At 35.7% G+C, this 15,151-nt stretch carries 19 protein-coding genes and 2 pseudogenes; 17 read left to right on the top strand and 4 right to left on the bottom strand.

Annotated elements, in window-relative coordinates:
• Positions 1–240 precede the first annotated feature (240 nt).
• The 6 genes and pseudogenes from ACLBWW_RS21855 to ACLBWW_RS21830 all read left to right on the top strand — a co-directional run.
• Complete coding sequence (locus ACLBWW_RS21855) at positions 241–1,359, top strand: lysozyme family protein (RefSeq protein WP_447614235.1); 1,119 nt, start codon at positions 241–243, stop codon at positions 1,357–1,359.
• 106 nt (positions 1,360–1,465) lie between these two features.
• Positions 1,466–2,428 (top strand): M23 family metallopeptidase, encoded by a 963-nt coding sequence (locus ACLBWW_RS21850; RefSeq protein WP_048543936.1) that lies wholly within the window; start codon positions 1,466–1,468, stop codon positions 2,426–2,428.
• Positions 2,429–2,811: 383 nt separating this feature from the next.
• On the top strand, positions 2,812–3,108 hold the full coding sequence (locus tag ACLBWW_RS21845; RefSeq protein WP_048543935.1) for a hypothetical protein: 297 nt from the start codon (positions 2,812–2,814) through the stop codon (positions 3,106–3,108).
• 78 nt (positions 3,109–3,186) lie between these two features.
• The gene (locus ACLBWW_RS21840) at positions 3,187–3,423 is read left to right on the top strand and encodes a hemolysin XhlA family protein (protein WP_048543933.1); all 237 of its coding nucleotides are present in this window, start codon (positions 3,187–3,189) and stop codon (positions 3,421–3,423) included.
• The gene (locus tag ACLBWW_RS21835) at positions 3,423–3,662 is read left to right on the top strand and encodes a hypothetical protein (RefSeq protein ID WP_048543932.1); all 240 of its coding nucleotides are present in this window, start codon (positions 3,423–3,425) and stop codon (positions 3,660–3,662) included. Before ACLBWW_RS21840 ends, ACLBWW_RS21835 begins: the two co-directional genes overlap by 1 nt.
• Before the next feature lie 13 nt (positions 3,663–3,675).
• Positions 3,676–3,762, top strand: a pseudogene (locus ACLBWW_RS21830) (5-deoxy-glucuronate isomerase); the annotation flags it as partial.
• Between the two features lie 71 nt (positions 3,763–3,833).
• Here ACLBWW_RS21830 and ACLBWW_RS21825 read toward each other — a convergent pair.
• Together ACLBWW_RS21825 and ACLBWW_RS21820 are read right to left on the bottom strand one after the other, a co-directional pair.
• Positions 3,834–4,941 (bottom strand): annotated as a pseudogene (locus ACLBWW_RS21825) (IS3 family transposase).
• Between the two features lie 81 nt (positions 4,942–5,022).
• Positions 5,023–5,580, bottom strand: coding sequence for a CatB-related O-acetyltransferase (locus tag ACLBWW_RS21820; RefSeq protein WP_000898178.1), 558 nt, complete (start codon positions 5,578–5,580; stop codon positions 5,023–5,025).
• Positions 5,581–5,719: 139 nt separating this feature from the next.
• Here ACLBWW_RS21820 and ACLBWW_RS21815 point away from each other — a divergent pair, with 139 nt between their 5' ends.
• The 9 genes from ACLBWW_RS21815 to ACLBWW_RS21775 all read left to right on the top strand — a co-directional run bounded on the left by ACLBWW_RS21815 (position 5,720) and on the right by ACLBWW_RS21775 (position 10,834).
• Complete coding sequence (locus ACLBWW_RS21815; RefSeq protein WP_048543930.1) at positions 5,720–6,061, top strand: ASCH domain-containing protein; 342 nt, start codon at positions 5,720–5,722, stop codon at positions 6,059–6,061.
• On the top strand, positions 6,058–6,453 hold the full coding sequence (locus ACLBWW_RS21810) for an NUDIX hydrolase (RefSeq protein ID WP_048543928.1): 396 nt from the start codon (positions 6,058–6,060) through the stop codon (positions 6,451–6,453). The genes ACLBWW_RS21815 and ACLBWW_RS21810 overlap by 4 nt, the downstream gene beginning before the upstream one ends.
• Positions 6,454–6,539: 86 nt before the next feature.
• Positions 6,540–7,160, top strand: coding sequence for an acetate uptake transporter (locus tag ACLBWW_RS21805; RefSeq protein ID WP_000070936.1), 621 nt, complete (start codon positions 6,540–6,542; stop codon positions 7,158–7,160).
• Positions 7,161–7,299: 139 nt separating this feature from the next.
• The gene (locus tag ACLBWW_RS21800) at positions 7,300–7,743 is read left to right on the top strand and encodes a flavodoxin (protein WP_001062763.1); all 444 of its coding nucleotides are present in this window, start codon (positions 7,300–7,302) and stop codon (positions 7,741–7,743) included.
• A gap of 16 nt (positions 7,744–7,759) precedes the next feature.
• The gene (locus tag ACLBWW_RS21795; protein WP_048543926.1) at positions 7,760–8,659 is read left to right on the top strand and encodes a WD40/YVTN/BNR-like repeat-containing protein; all 900 of its coding nucleotides are present in this window, start codon (positions 7,760–7,762) and stop codon (positions 8,657–8,659) included.
• Positions 8,660–8,875: 216 nt separating this feature from the next.
• The gene (gene cspB / locus ACLBWW_RS21790; protein WP_001179147.1) at positions 8,876–9,076 is read left to right on the top strand and encodes a cold shock-like protein CspB; all 201 of its coding nucleotides are present in this window, start codon (positions 8,876–8,878) and stop codon (positions 9,074–9,076) included.
• 192 nt (positions 9,077–9,268) lie between these two features.
• Positions 9,269–10,114 carry an exonuclease gene (locus tag ACLBWW_RS21785; RefSeq protein ID WP_048543924.1) on the top strand — a complete coding sequence of 282 codons (846 nt, stop codon included), beginning with the start codon at positions 9,269–9,271 and terminating at the stop codon, positions 10,112–10,114.
• Positions 10,115–10,306: 192 nt separating this feature from the next.
• Positions 10,307–10,462, top strand: a complete 156-nt coding sequence (locus tag ACLBWW_RS21780) for a hypothetical protein (protein ID WP_048543922.1) — start codon at positions 10,307–10,309, stop codon at positions 10,460–10,462.
• A gap of 24 nt (positions 10,463–10,486) precedes the next feature.
• On the top strand, positions 10,487–10,834 hold the full coding sequence (locus ACLBWW_RS21775) for a hypothetical protein (protein WP_048543919.1): 348 nt from the start codon (positions 10,487–10,489) through the stop codon (positions 10,832–10,834).
• A 392-nt stretch (positions 10,835–11,226) separates the two neighbouring features.
• On the opposite strand, the gene ACLBWW_RS21770 is transcribed toward ACLBWW_RS21775, so the two are convergent.
• Positions 11,227–12,318, bottom strand: coding sequence for a DUF3900 domain-containing protein (locus ACLBWW_RS21770; RefSeq protein WP_048543918.1), 1,092 nt, complete (start codon positions 12,316–12,318; stop codon positions 11,227–11,229).
• Positions 12,319–12,435: 117 nt separating this feature from the next.
• Positions 12,436–12,777 carry a hypothetical protein gene (locus ACLBWW_RS21765; protein WP_001997954.1) on the bottom strand — a complete coding sequence of 114 codons (342 nt, stop codon included), beginning with the start codon at positions 12,775–12,777 and terminating at the stop codon, positions 12,436–12,438.
• Positions 12,778–13,138: 361 nt separating this feature from the next.
• Here ACLBWW_RS21765 and ACLBWW_RS21760 point away from each other — a divergent pair, with 361 nt between their 5' ends.
• Both ACLBWW_RS21760 and ACLBWW_RS21755 read left to right on the top strand, forming a co-directional pair.
• Positions 13,139–14,050, top strand: coding sequence for a VanW family protein (locus ACLBWW_RS21760; RefSeq protein ID WP_000488987.1), 912 nt, complete (start codon positions 13,139–13,141; stop codon positions 14,048–14,050).
• 189 nt (positions 14,051–14,239) lie between these two features.
• Entirely contained in the window at positions 14,240–15,148 is a 909-nt protein-coding gene (locus ACLBWW_RS21755) for a VOC family protein (RefSeq protein ID WP_048543916.1), read from the top strand.
• The last annotated feature ends 3 nt before the right edge of the window (positions 15,149–15,151 follow it).

The following is a 15,151-nucleotide window of genomic DNA, read 5'->3' as shown; positions in this document are numbered from 1 at the left end:
TAATGTTACCTTTTTGTAGGCTACATGCAGTGTACAGAAAGTATTGAAAAAGTGATTTATAGTAGTAATATAAGATTTCGACGAAAGAGCAACTATTTTATGGTTGCTCTTTTTGTTGTGAAAGAAGCTAAGTACTATGGAGTAATTCAATAGGTTAATAGGTATTTAGAAGTTAAAAGTACTTAGTAAAATAGTAGTGTTTGGTCCAAAAATAATAGGGAAATAAGGAGATGTTTAGTAATGGGTATGTTAGCTGCGTCAGTTAAGACAAAGAATTTGCCGCAACGGGTCCTCCGATGGCAGACAATGGTAGAAAATGAATGTAATGCACAAGGGGTACCTGAGTTAGTACCTTATGTATTAGGAATTATTATGGTGGAAAGTGATGGTAATGCTGAACAGACGCCCGATATTATGCAATCAAGTGAATCACAAGGGTGGCCAATGAATACAATTAAAAATCCTAAAGATTCAATTTATTATGGAGTAAAGCATCTAAAAGGAGCTTTTGATGATGCGAAAAAAAATGGTATTACAGATTTAAGTGCCATTGTTCAATCATATAATTTTGGACGAGCTTACCTTCGCTGGTTAGCTTCAAACAAGAAACAACATTCATTACCGGTGGCGGATCTGTATTCTAAAACGGTTGTTGCACCATCTCTTGGAAATAGCACTGGCGCAATGATTCGATATAGTCATCCTATTGCTGTGGCATACAATGGTGGCTACCGATATAAAAACGGAGGGAATTTCTTCTACGCTGAAATTATTAAGCAATATGTTGATTTTGATGGGGGAACTAATCCTTCTGAAAATAAAGAACCATCAGAGTGGGCGAGAAGTGCATGGAAGTGGGGATTAGAAAAAGGAATTGTAGATGGGAATTCACATCCACATGGAACGGTAGTAGAAGAAATCTTGGTACACATGTTACAACGTGTATACAACAACAAAGTATTTTTAGGTATTGGAAGTGCAGTATCCTTCGCTATTGATACAAGTTACCGGAATGGAGAACCGTCAGAATGGGCGAGAGACGCATGGAAGTGGGGTCTAGAAAAAGGGATTGTAGATGGAAATTCACATCCACATGGAGAAGTGACAGAAGAAATTCTGGTACACATGTTGCAACGTGTATACAACAACAAAGTATTCTCAGGTACTGGAAGCTCAGGAGCATTTGTCACTAATGTAAGTTATCAAAATGGAGAGCCATCAGAATGGGCGAGAGATGCATGGAAATGGGGATTAGAAAAAGGAATTATAGATGGGAATTCACATCCACATGGAAAAGTAACAGAGGAAATTTTAGTACACATACTACAACGATGTACAAATAATGGGGTATTTAAGTAATTATAAGACTTTCATATTATAAAGATTCTTGTCAAATAAAAAAGTAAACGAAAGTACTCATTTAAGTACCTTGATTATACTGTGCAAAAAAGAAAGGAAGATTAGTATGGCAAAGTTTATTTATCCAACAGATACAACGAGAGTAACAAGTGGTTTTAGAGGCAGCAGACCAAATCACCATGGGATAGACCTTGCTGAAGCAGGGTATCATCCGATTTATGCAGCGGCTAATGGAAAAGTTAGTCGCTCGTATTTTTCATCTAGTTACGGTGAATGTATTATGATCGTGCATACTATTGATGGAGTTACATGGGAGACTGTATACGCTCATATGCGTAGTGGTTCTCGAACGGTGAACGTAGGAGATTCTGTTACCCAAGGACAAACTATTGGAGTTATGGGGAACACTGGGGATTCTAGTGGCCAACACTTACATTTTGAACTGCATAAAGGCGGCTGGAATATTAATAAGAGTAATGCTGTGAACCCATTAGACCATTTAGGAAAAGGACCTGATCCTTCTGAAAATAAAGAGCCATCAGATTGGGCAAAAGATGCATGGAAATGGGGATTAGAAAAAGGAATTGTAGATGGAAATTCTCATCCGCATGGAACAGTTTTAGAAGAAATTATAGTACACATGTTACAGCGTGTATACAATAACAAAGTATTCTTAGGTACTGGAAGCGTAGTATCGGTTTCTATTGATACAAGTTATAGAAATGGGCAACCATCGGAATGGGCGAGAGATGCATGGAAATGGGGACTAGAAAAAGGAATTGTAGATGGAAATTCTCATCCACATGGAGAAGTGACGGAAGAAATCCTGGTACACATGCTGCAACGTATATACAATAACAAAGTATTCTCAGATACTAGAAGTACAGTGTCAATCGCCTCTAATGTGAGCTACCAAAATGGAGAGCCATCAGAATGGGCGAGAGATGCATGGAAATGGGGATTAGAAAGAGGAATTATTGATGAGAACTCACATCCACATGGAAAAGTGACAGAGGAAATTTTAGTGCACATTCTACAACGATGTGCGAATAATGGAGTATTTAATTAAATAAAAAGCTTGATTCTTATTCTACTAATCCCTGTCTAATAGACAGGGATTAAAATTTATAATTAGAAGATTTAAATTCACAAATCGTTTGTTTTTAGTGTAGCTGAACTAAGTGTATACAATCTACGTTGTGTTTTAAAAATAGTATATGTTTACTAGAAACATATTTTTGATATTAGGTTACGACGTAAGTGATCCGAATTGGTAGTTTTTCTGTTAAATACTGCACTCATTAAATGTCTGAATATTCTTTCGAGTCGGAGAGTAAATATTACTCCTTTAATTAAATTAAGATATTATTTTGCAAACTACATAGCAAAATTTACGTACTAAATGAGATTGTTAGAAAATCAATAAACAAAATTAAAACGGGAGAGGAAGATATGACAAATACACATCCAGAGGAAAATCAATTTCAGAACCAAATTCTAAATCAAATCATGCCAAGTGATGACAATAAATTTATGGAAATTGATGACGTTGTGGATAATTTAGTGAATGCTGGGATTATTACCGCTAGCAATTTTAACGTCAACGTGGAGCTGTTTAGAGGAAGTTCAATTACTGTTTCCATTGTAAAAACGGGAAACCCAGCAACAGAGGTTCCTACAAAAGTAGTTACCGAGGATATTATTGAGGGACAAATTGAGGTGGACGTTAAACCAGAAGGGATTAAATAATGAGATGGAAAGACAAGTATATGCATATTAAGATTTTTAATTTTTAATTAAATACGAAGTAGGAAAGAGGTGGAAATAATGGATGGTTTGCAAGAGATGAAAGGTGATGTTCAGGAAATAAGACAAGATATTAAAGATATACGATTAGAGATTAGAGGTCTAGAAATGAGGACAGCAGGTAATGAAAAAGACATTATTAATATCAATAAGCAATTAGATAAGATTAGTGCTAATACAACATGGATCTTACGCCTTATTATTGGTGGATTAATTGGAGCAGCTCTGACCTTCCTCTTGAAAGGTGGCGGTATGTAATGATTGAAATTACGGCCATGATTGGGGTTGTTGTAGGGTTATCACAAATTGTAAAAATAAATGGATTGCAAACAAAATATATTCCAATATTTAATTTGACGCTTGGCATTATGCTAGGTGTTTTATTGTTGTCTCAAGATATCAAAATGAACATATTTCAAGGAATGATTATCGGTTTGTCAGCAAGTGGATTGTTTGACCATACGAAAATTATGAAAAAGGATGACAATAGGAACTGAAAAAGAAATCCAAATTAACCCATGGAATGATCGTATCATGGAAGAAGAACACAAGTGGTTATTAGAACCAAACGCGAAAATTTGGCCCGAAAAGGAATAGACGAAAATAAAAACGAGCACTCCTATTTATAGTGATGAAGTGACCCCTAAAAGTTAGACACGGTTATTTTATCAAGCTGCCTTAATCCGTTTTGTATTATAATAATCTATATATTTTTCTAATTCTATTTTAAAATGCTCTACACTTTCAAATTCTTTTATGTAGAGGAACTCCGACTTCATAATTCTGAAGAAATTCTCTATTACTGCGTTGTCGTAACAGTTACCTTTTCGAGACATGCTCTGTACAATAGCTCTTGATTCAAGTGTACGGACGTATTGTCTCATTTGATAATGTCACTCTTGATCAGAATCCATCAGTAGTTGGTGATTTTCAGGCAAATGTTCTAATGCATTCTCTAACATCTTTGAAACAAGTGAATACGTCGGTCTAGAACCAATTGTATAGGTAATAATTTCACCATTATACAAGTCTAATACAGGTGATACATACAGTTTCTCTCTAAACAATGTAAACTCTGTGATGTCCGTTACCTATTTTTGATTCGGTGCATCTGTATAAAAATTACGCTCTAAAATATTAGGTGCAATTCTACCGACTTTTCCTTTATAGGATTTATATTTCTTCATATGCACAACACACTTTAATCCAAGCTCTTTCATAATGCGTTGCACCTTTTTGTGATTCACTTTCTGACCACGATTCGTTAATTCATCACGAATGCGACGGTAACCATAACGACCTTCATTTTCCTCATAAATCGCTTTCATCTCAGCTTTCAAATCGGCATCTACATCTGGACGATTCATTTTCTTTACTAAATTATAATACGTGCTTCGTGGAATATTAGCTAGCTCCACGAGTGCCTTCACCGAATATTTATGCCTTAATTCATAAACTACTTGCGCTTCGTCTGGTCTCGTGATTTTTCCAAACAGAAATCGTTGAAGGGGCAGGAATGTTAAAAATAGCTGCCGTCTCAAATAAGGACATACCGTTTTCAATCATAAAGTTTAGTACGTCTAGTTTAAATTGTTGTGTGTAATTTGTACAACGTTTTAGAAAAGCTTCCACACCATTCTGTTTATACTGGTTTACCCAATTCAAAATAATTGTGTTACTTATACCGATCGCTCTACCCATTTTTCGATAACTTTCATTTCCGTTCAAATACCGTAGAACGATTTGTATTTTTTCATCAGCTGTAAATTTAGCCATAGAAAAACTGCACCTCCAATTGTTAGACTGTGTCTAACAATTGGAGGTGCAGTTCAGAATAGGATGCTCTTTTTGTATTAATCACATAGATTCATTTTCGGGTGAGGTAAAAAACTCGTTGATTTTGTTGGAAAGTAGAAATGGAATGGCTCCTTTTATAACAGAAATATCCCAATCCCACCATGCAAGATTCTCTAGTTTGTCAATCGTTTCTTGCGGGAAACGATATCGAATAAATTTTGCAGGATTACCAGCTACAATTGCATATGGAGGTACGTCTTTTGTGACAACACTCTTTGCCCCAATAATGGCTCCGTTACCAATTGTAACACCAGATAAAATGCAGGATTGATAACCAATCCATACATCGTTGCCGACTACGATGTCACCTTTTGAAGAAGGATGACCCGTAATATGTGCTCCTTCATTAAAAAATGCATTAAATGGGTATGTCGTTATCCAGTCTGCGCGATGTTCACCGCCAAGTATAAAAACGACTTCTTCTCCTAATGAACAAAACTTACCTATTTTTAATTTTGTTTCATCATTCCAAGAAAAAATGGTTGGACCTACTTTACTATAAGTATAATCACCAATATCATATTTATTATATTCAGGTTTTTGATTTAAAAATAACATAACCAATTTAGCATCCTCTCTAAAGCAAGTAATGGATATGGAACATTATATGCAACTTGGAATAAGTCGAACTGTGTTGTATGAATTGGTAATGCACAAAAATAGTAGTAGGCGCAATGCATAAAAAGGAGTGGAATGAATGATATACGAAATGGGATTATATAATAAACCTTTTCAATCAATTCAATTAGGAAAAAAAGTATATGAAGTACGTTTATACGATGCAAAACGTCAACTTATTAAACAAGGCGATCATATTGTATTTACGAACCTTACGACAGAGGAAATGATGACTGTAAAAGTAACGGAAATAAAACGATACGCAAGCTTTAAAACAATGTACGAACAAATTGATCACAAATTATTGGATTGTGAAAATGATAGTTTAGAGGAAATGCTAGAAAGTACATACAAAATATATACGAAAGAACAAGAAAAAAAGTGGGGAACAGTTGCGATTCGTATTGAGGTAATAAAATGATAAGAAATCGCGGCGGGGCTATCATTGTGCAGGAAGGGAAAATTGCTCTTATAAAACGTACTCGAGAAGGGGAAACATATTATGTTTTTCCAGGCGGAGGAATTGAAGAAGGAGAAACAGCTGAAGAAGCAACGAAGCGAGAAATTTATGAAGAATTAGGGGTACATATAGAAGTGGAGCATCTGATTGCAAAGGTGGAGTATAAAGGTACGGAGTATTATTTTAATGCCCATATTATAGATGGAGTTTTCGGAAGTGGTAAAGCTGAAGAATTCAAACTGAAAGATAGAGGGAGTTATATTCCGTTGTGGTTGCCGATACACGAGTTGGAAAAAGTGAATATAAAACCGTATGAAGTGGTCGGAAGTATATGTAATCATTATAAAAAGTAAGGTCTGACAACATACAAAAAAAACCATTGACATAGTCTTCTGATTTAAGTATTGTATTCGAGTATGTTTATAATCAGGAGGTTTATATGAGCAATCAAACAACTACACATCATGTGAAAATGACAACAGCAGATCCATCTGGAATTGGTCTATTTGGATTAGCGATGGTAACACTTGTAGCATCATCTCAAAAGTTAGGCTTAACAGATGGCGTTTCACTTGTATTACCGTGGGCAATCTTTTTAGGAGGATTTGCACAAATTTTTGCGTGCATTCACGATGCAAAGCATAACAATACGTTCGGTACAACAGCATTCGGTGCATACGGCCTATTTTGGTTAGGTGTTGGAATGACTTGGTTAATTCAACTTGGAGTATTTGGCGAAAAATTAGCACAAGCTGCAGATTCAAAACAGCTGGGTGTAGCCTTTATTGGATATTTGATTTTCACAATCTTTATGACAATTGGTGCAATGGAAACACATAAAGTATTATTTATGATTTTCGTCCTTATTGATTTCTTATTTATTGGTCTTTCATTAAGTACTTTAGGTGTTATGCCGCATGCAATGCATAATTTAGCAGCGTATTCTGAACTATGTATTTCATTATTATCTTTCTATGGTTCAGCAGCAGCAGTGTTAAATACACACTTCGGTAAAGTTGTATTACCAGTTGGAAAGCCGTTTGGTATTTTTAAAAAGTAATAAAAAAGCACAGGTGATTGTATAGTCATCTGTGCTTTTTTGTATGGAATAAATAAAAATGAAAAATATAATTGAAATTGATTCTCATTATTAATATAATGAGAATGAGAATCATTTATTGTAAGAGGGGGATGCCGAAGTGGCAAAAATTTTAATAGCTTATGCAAGTATGTCAGGAAATACAGAGAGTATTGCTGATTTAATAAAAGTTAGTTTAGATGCTTTTGATCATGAAGTAGTATTGCAAGAAATGGAAGGCATGGATGCTGAAGAATTATTAGCCTATGATGGAATCATTTTAGGATCTTATACGTGGGGCGATGGTGAATTACCGTTTGAGGCGGAAGATTTCCATGAGGACTTAGAAAATATAGATTTATCAGGAAAGAAAGTAGCGGTATTCGGATCAGGTGATACGGCGTATGAACTATTTTGTGAAGCGGTAACGATATTTGAAGAAAGACTTGTAGAACGCGGTGCAGAGCTTGTGCAAGAAGGATTGAAAATCGAACTAGCTCCAGAAGACGAAGAGGATGTTGAAAAATGCAGTAATTTTGCAATTGCATTTGCTGAGAAGTTCTAAGAATGGGAGTGTCAACGTGGAGACAATGTTAAGTGCGACCGCTATTACAAAGTTAAGAGATGGAAAACTTATGTTAGCTACTACATATGATGGCTTATTTATTGAACGAGACGGAGAATGGAAACAAATATTAAAAGGTTTTCAAAAACGAATTAGGGATTTACATAGCGAAGATAATGTAGTGTATGGTGTAGGTGACGAAGGGATTTTTATTCGTAGTATGAATGGCGGAGAGAACTGGACGGTTCAGCGTTTTCCAACAAAAGCAACGAGTTGGAATGTGTGTAGTAATGTACAAGGAACAGTCATTGCTCATGGAGATAAAACGTTGTATCGTTCTAATGATTTTGGTTCGACATGGGAAACCATTCATCCATTTCTTGAGTATGGTGGCGGGGCACCATCTATTCGATCGTTATTTTTATATAAACATTACTTATTTATCGGTACGAAAATACATGCTAAATATGGTGGTGTTTGGCTCTTTAATTTGGAGACACGTAAATTAAAGAGGATTAAAATCGTGATGAATCAGATGATCTCAGCGTTGACTGTACACAATTCTTATATAGTAGCAGCGAGTGGATCGTGCAAGGGGATTAGCGGGAATATTTCTTTTTGTAAAATAGATGAAAGTATTGAGAGTGAAAAAACATATTGGCACACATGTCAAAGTGAGCAGAAAGCAAGTAGCTATTTAGCCTTGAGTGTAGATCAACATGTGCTATATACAACGTCAACGCAAAATAAGGCGGGGATTAGTACGGTTTGTCGTGTACTTCTAGAAGAAAGACTTGTTACAGTGTGTGACTCAGTTAAAGGGCATGGCTGGCGCATCGTTAACCAAAAAGAGGGTTATGTTGTAGCTGGATCAGGTGAATCAAAAGCGATGCAATGGAAGAAAAAAATTATATAGCAAAAAAAACTTTACTTTTATTATATTGATATGATATAGTTACTTTAAACCATTTTACTTTTAATAATATAGAGATTTAAATGAGCTGTAACTTCCGAGGAGGATAGCAATGTTAAATCTCCTCTGGGGTTGCAGTTTTTTAATGTTTGAAGTATTATTGTAAAGTGGTTGAAAATGAATATGTACATATAGGTACATTGTAGGAGGATTTTTTAAATGCAAAACGGTAAAGTAAAATGGTTTAACGCAGAAAAAGGTTTCGGTTTCATCGAAGTTGAAGGCGGAGAAGACGTATTCGTTCATTTCTCAGCTATCCAAGGCGACGGCTTCAAATCTTTAGAAGAAGGTCAAGAAGTTACTTTCGAAGTAGAACAAGGTAACCGTGGACCTCAAGCTACAAACGTAAACAAGAAGTAATTACGGAAAAAAGAAGGGCTTGCCCTTCTTTTTTTTGCATTTTTATTGAATAACCTCCTATGTACATATAATAATGAGATTAAATTTTCGTTTATTAGACGAAGTATTTCATGCATAAAGTGTATGAATGAATAAATAAATACTGAAAATAGAGTATGTGTGTGAAAAGGAATTTAGAAAGAGGTAAATAAATTGGAAAACGCTACACATTTTATTGTGTTCGATATAGAGAGAAATTTCAGGCCGTATAAATCAGAAGATCCGTCAGAGATAGTTGATATTGGAGCTGTAAAAATAGAAGCAAGTACAATGAAGGTAATTGGAGAATTTTCGGAGTTAGTAAAGCCGAGTGCACGACTCACTCGGCATACGACAAAATTAACGGGAATTACAAAGGAAGATTTAATTGGTGTGGAGAAATTCCCGCAAATTATAGAGAAATTTATTCAATTTATCGGAGAAGACTCTGTATTTGTTTCATGGGGTAGAGAAGATTATCGTTTTCTATCTCATGATTGCACGTTATACGGTGTAGAATGCCCATGTATGGAAAAAGAGAGTAAATTTGATTTGCAGAAGTTTGTTTTCCAAGCGTATGAAGAGTTATTTGAGCATACACCAAGTTTACAATTTGCAGTAGAACAGCTCGGTTTAACGTGGGAAGGGAAGCAGCACCGAGCTTTAGCGGATGCTGAGAATACAGCGAATATACTTCTTAAAGTATATAGCGAGAGAGACATTCATAAACGGTACAAAAGACATGGTGAGCTTGAACTTGTAGAGAACGGAAAACTAACAGAAAAAGCGAAAAAAAAGATGCGAAAATGGGTATTTAAAGAAATGAGAAAAAATACAGAGCGTCCTTTCGTTTGGAGTGCATTTGAAAATAGTGACACGTGGGAAAGTATAACGGAAAGATATTATATAAGTGAAGCTACAGTAGAACTTCTGAAAAAGCATTTTCGTACGGCGGTGAGAAAAGCGGAAAGACAGATTAGATATTTGGCTGAGATGGAGGAGAATGTAGAGGTTAAATGACATTCTCCTCTATTTCTAGCTACATAAATTTAACGTCATTGTATTGATGGATGAATAAAGTATTCATATTAAATAGGAATTGATTTGTTGTGATTGGGCCATTATAATTGCTTTGAAAATTAAGGTGTGGTAAGGATTTTTAAATACATTCATAAAATTAGAGCCCATAGAAATAAAAGAGGGTAGAGTTAAATGGAAGCAATCTTTAACATTGTAACAGTTTTAGTTTTTGGGATAATATTTACCACGCTATTAGCAGTAATTACACTTCCTTCCATAGCAAAGAAGAAGAATTGGGAAAAGCTTAATATATCTTTAAAGCGTGGTGTATTAAAGAGTAAAATATGAGTTTTATACAGGGGAGGTGTGATAGTGATAGACTTGGATATTAAAGACGTCGCCGTACAGATGGAATTAAACGGAGTCTTTTGGGATGAGCATGGGATTGCTGAAATGACCGTGACTACAAGAGAAGAGCATTCTCTTCTTCTTCGTCTAGTAGTTGACTTAGAAAGTAAAACTATTAGGGTGACGAGTGCCGAAATAGTGAATGGATTCTGCCCTCTGTGTAAACAGAAAAGGGACGAATGTAGTGAACTTAATGACTTACAAAACAAAATGGATATTTTAGAAGAAGCTTACGATTGGGTGAGAGAGCATCCAGAATATCGTTTTCAACTATCTTTTTACGAGTACAATAAATTTGAGGTAGTGAAGTGAAATTTTCATTTTACCGATATACATAGTGACTACTCTAATGGAAATACACTTGTACAACAAGAAACGCATTTACTGGTGGATCCTGCGAAAAATGTCATCTTGGATTAAAAATAAGCATATTTTGTTTTAAAGCAGAAAAACCGATTCTTAGAAGAATCGGTTTTTTTATATAACTGTCAACTATGTCCCAAATAAAAGAGCGCTTATTAACAGCGCTCAGTAAAAATAGATATATGGAAGCATTTATCCCGCATTAACGGGCAGTAAGCCCCCCCTTAAAATTCAGCTGAAGCAACGAAGTTAGGTGGGGGATCAACTGCCCGTAAAAGCCCGATTGGTTCAACTAATAATCAGTGGGGATGAACAAAACCCCCACTGATTAAAGTTTCACTTTATTCAATCCCGTTCGGGTCATAAGAATACTGTTGCTTATTCTCAATCCGCTCAATCACATCTTGCAATTCATCTGGCTTCAGAAACTCAATTGGAGAGAAGCCTTTTTCAAACGTAAGTGTATCAGCCTCAATCATTAATACGTACCGGTCATTTACCTTTGCGATATGTATTTGATCCCCAAAATCAGCAAGCAGGGCCTTTACGGAGATATGATCTGCTTTTAGCTTTAATTCCACTTCAGGAGCATGCTCGACAATTTGAGCGGTAGCTTCCATTACTTCTTCGGTTGAAAATTGTTCCATAATTTCGCGTTTTGGACTGGCAGCCCATACTTCCATTGCTTGGTCGAATTGTTCACGTTCTTCCGTACCTTCTTCAAATACATCTTCGATTTGGTCGTATACCATGTCCATTACTTGCGTTTTCATAATTTCAGGCATAGAGCGTTCGTACTCGACGAATTTTAAGAAGTCTTCAAAGTAGCGGGCGTGTGATGCTTGGTGAATTTTTAGTTCGCCCACTTCAACGATACCTTCTTCAGGCATGTACGGATATTGGATAGATTTCATATTTTTTGTTGTGATGGCCATTTCAACGTTACGAATCAGTGTGGATTCATCTGAAATAGAAGCGACTTTCGGTTCGAAGTCACATTTCATAACGAAAACGAATGGATCATCAAAGTATTTGCGTAGTTTTGCTTGCGCAATTAAAAATACACCACCGCGTACAGCGCTTGTGTCCAGATATGTATAAACGAGAGGTTCACTCATATCTTTGAAGTTTTCTTTTGTTTCCGCAAAGCGAATGCGATTAAATAGGTTGTAATGAGGGTTTGAATCAAGTTCGTGCCCTTCTTCTACAATGAAGCGACCGATCTTTGTCGGAGCTTGTTCTGTTTTCGCATGACGTTCTACTTTTCGCTTTGAAATTTTTAATAATTCACCATTCAAAAATTCTTTTAAGGAGCTATCTTCATACTCTTCAGCGTCTAACGTTTGAAAATGTTTGTAGCGTTTATCAACAGCTTCACCTTTTCCTTCTACTTGTACAACATAAAAGGAAAGATAATTTATTTCAAAATCCATATTTATCACCTTGTTTCATTTCATTAACTCTTATCAGTATAGAGATGGAAAAAACTTTCGTCAATTTATATAAGGAAGGGGAAGCCCCCTTCCTTCATATATTTTTTATTTTCGAAATTAAAATCCGTCTTCTAATGCTGAAAATGGAATGTTCAGTCTGTTTTCTACTGTACGTAAACGTTGGTTTAAGCGGTTTAATCTACGTGTATGACGCTCAACCGTGTTTTCTAATTGACGTACTCTTTGTTCAAGCTCATTTACTCGTCTTTCTAATTGACGGTTTCCAGCACCAGGAAAAGAGATTGGAAGTTGGAATTGTCGAGTTTGATCATATGGATTAACTTGTTCTACTGGATCTATATATTGTTGGTATTGTGCTTGTAAATCATATTGAGGTTGATAACCAGTTTGGTTATATGGATCGTATGGATTGTAGGGGTACATAAAAACATCCTCCATTTCTTTAAAATAGGTTAATTCACCATAATGTATGTGTAAAAGCGGAGTGTGGCACGGCAAATACCTATTTATGTTCACAGGATGTTTTTTATAAATACGAATATGGAGTTTTACATTTGAATTTCGTTCGTTTTATGGTATATACTGGATAATAGGGAGGGGTTACATAAAAGTTACAATTCTATCAAACTCAAACTTTTATGTAAATATGTATAGACATTTGGAAAAGAAAAGAGTAATTTATATAGAGTAAAAAATAACTTGTAACAATTTATAAATATATTGTAAAATGATTGTAACAAAACATACATAAAAATGAAATAATACATAAAAGTAGTATTGGGGAAAAGGGGAGAGTATATTGTTCCGTAAAGTAAAGGGTATATTAGTTGGGGTGTTATGTGTAGCTGTAGTGAGTGGCTGTGGTACAAAAGTAAGTGATGTTGCATTAGTAAGTGATATTGGTGGCCACACGGTAGAGGCTAAAGCAGAAGTACAGGATTCTATTAGTTTAGTAGATGGTCGTACAGGTACGGAAGTGAAAAAGCTAGATTTGTCGAGTCTAGGTTATTTTGAAGATGAAGCGAAATTTAAAAAATCAGTTGAGAAGGTTGCTAGGGAAGTTGGGAAAAATGTTGACAAAAAGATGGTCCCTTCACGTCTAGGACCTGATGGAAGTTGGCAAGAAGGAAAACCTTCTTATGAATTAATGGAAAAAGAATTAGTAAATAAATTATTAAACGTAGGTATGTGGGATTCTTCATATCAATTACCTATTGTTGAGAAAAAACCTACCGCTACATTAAGTGATGCGCAAGGAAGTGGCACGGTAATTGGTAGATATGAAACGAATTTAGGTGGCTCAACAGGTGGACGTATTGAAAATATTCGTTTGTCAGCAGCGAGCATAAATGGAGTTGTATTAGCGAAAGGGGACAGTTTCTCTTTCAATGCATTAATTGGTGATACAACGCCAGATAAAGGATATCAATTAGGAAAAGAAATTGTAGATGGTAAGTTAGTAGATGGATATGGCGGTGGTGTTTGTCAAACATCATCAACATTATACAATGCAGCAGATCAAGCTGGTTTGAAAATGGTAGAGAGAACGACACATTCTAAAACGGTAGGTTACGTTCCACAAGGAAGAGATGCTACAATTGCATATCCATACTTAGATTTAGTGTTTGAAAACACGAATGATGCACCTGTGAAACTTTATATGGGCATTCAGGGCGGAAAGTTAGTTGCTGAAGTACATAAAATGCGATAAGAATTAGAACAGACTGTTTTTGTAAAGTCACCTTTTCTGAAAGTTAGAAGAGGTGACTTTTTTATTATGAATATAAAAAAAGTGTAAATTCTGACTTTTCTTATTTACATAGGATGATTTTAGTTGTATCCTTCATAGTAACGGTTATATGTAATGGGAAAATATTTGGATAAGGAGATGAAGTTACTCATGGTACAAATTCATCCAAAAACACGTATTGGTCATGTTGAATTTAAGGTGTTAGATTTAGAACGTCAAATTGCTTTTTACGAGAATGTTGTAGGTTTAGAAGTAATTAAGCAAGAGGGGAATAAAGCGTATTTATCTGGAAAAGGTGGAAAGAACACGTTACTTGTTCTTGAAAAGTTAGAGGACGGGGTACTGCAAGAGCCGCGTACGACTGGTATATATCATATAGCCTTTTTAGTTCCGACTCGTGAGGCTTTTGCGTCGGCATTATTTGGTGTGATTCGTAATAAGAATGTAATTGATAGTCCGGCTGAGCAAGAGGGACGTTATACATATTCAAATGAAATTTTACCAATTTCAAGGTTTAATAGTGCAAGTGATCATACGTATAGCGAAGCGTTTTATTTACAGGACTTAGAGGGAAATGGTATAGAAATTTATGCAGACCGCCCGCGTGATCAATGGGGAGAAGGACCAGGAGGAAGTACGCCGCTAGATTTAAAAGAACTGGCAACGCTCGTTGATTATGAGGTTGATGGATTACCTGCTAATACTGTCGTTGGGCACGTACATTTACGAATAGCAGATGTAGAGAAGTCACACGAGTTTTATGTAGAGACAGTAGGATTTGAAGTACAACAGCGTGAAGATGACTGCTTATTTATTTCTGCAGGAGGATATCATCACCATATCGGTGCAAATACGTGGAACGGAGTAAATAATCCGCACCCACCGGCATATGCAACTGGATTAAAAGTGTATACGATAGTACTGCCGCATAAAGAAGCGTTAGATGAAGTGAAAGAAAGATTAATAGAAAAACAACATGGAATAAATGAGATTTTAAATGGATTTACTGTAGTAGACCCGAGTGGTATTACAGTACAGTTTGAAATAGAAACAGCATAAAAG

It is taken from the genome of Bacillus sp. M5A3_1b (assembly GCF_053345335.1).
The sequence above is the reverse complement of the archived record's forward strand: the minus strand, read 5'-3'. Positions and strand labels throughout refer to the sequence as shown.

What these genes read in the sequence shown, in the direction of transcription:
- ACLBWW_RS21855 (WP_447614235.1), top strand. Translation starts at nt 241, where the DNA reads ATGGGTATGTTAGCTGCGTCAGTTAAGACAAAGAATTTGCCGCAACGG.
- ACLBWW_RS21850 (WP_048543936.1), top strand. Translation starts at nt 1,466, where the DNA reads ATGGCAAAGTTTATTTATCCAACAGATACAACGAGAGTAACAAGTGGT.
- ACLBWW_RS21845 (WP_048543935.1), top strand. Translation starts at nt 2,812, where the DNA reads ATGACAAATACACATCCAGAGGAAAATCAATTTCAGAACCAAATTCTA.
- ACLBWW_RS21840 (WP_048543933.1), top strand. Translation starts at nt 3,187, where the DNA reads ATGGATGGTTTGCAAGAGATGAAAGGTGATGTTCAGGAAATAAGACAA.
- ACLBWW_RS21835 (WP_048543932.1), top strand. Translation starts at nt 3,423, where the DNA reads ATGATTGAAATTACGGCCATGATTGGGGTTGTTGTAGGGTTATCACAA.
- ACLBWW_RS21820 (WP_000898178.1), bottom strand. Translation starts at nt 5,580, where the DNA reads ATGTTATTTTTAAATCAAAAACCTGAATATAATAAATATGATATTGGT.
- ACLBWW_RS21815 (WP_048543930.1), top strand. Translation starts at nt 5,720, where the DNA reads ATGATATACGAAATGGGATTATATAATAAACCTTTTCAATCAATTCAA.
- ACLBWW_RS21810 (WP_048543928.1), top strand. Translation starts at nt 6,058, where the DNA reads ATGATAAGAAATCGCGGCGGGGCTATCATTGTGCAGGAAGGGAAAATT.
- ACLBWW_RS21805 (WP_000070936.1), top strand. Translation starts at nt 6,540, where the DNA reads ATGAGCAATCAAACAACTACACATCATGTGAAAATGACAACAGCAGAT.
- cspB (WP_001179147.1), top strand. Translation starts at nt 8,876, where the DNA reads ATGCAAAACGGTAAAGTAAAATGGTTTAACGCAGAAAAAGGTTTCGGT.
- ACLBWW_RS21780 (WP_048543922.1), top strand. Translation starts at nt 10,307, where the DNA reads ATGGAAGCAATCTTTAACATTGTAACAGTTTTAGTTTTTGGGATAATA.
- ACLBWW_RS21770 (WP_048543918.1), bottom strand. Translation starts at nt 12,318, where the DNA reads ATGGATTTTGAAATAAATTATCTTTCCTTTTATGTTGTACAAGTAGAA.
- ACLBWW_RS21765 (WP_001997954.1), bottom strand. Translation starts at nt 12,777, where the DNA reads ATGGAGGATGTTTTTATGTACCCCTACAATCCATACGATCCATATAAC.
- ACLBWW_RS21755 (WP_048543916.1), top strand. Translation starts at nt 14,240, where the DNA reads ATGGTACAAATTCATCCAAAAACACGTATTGGTCATGTTGAATTTAAG.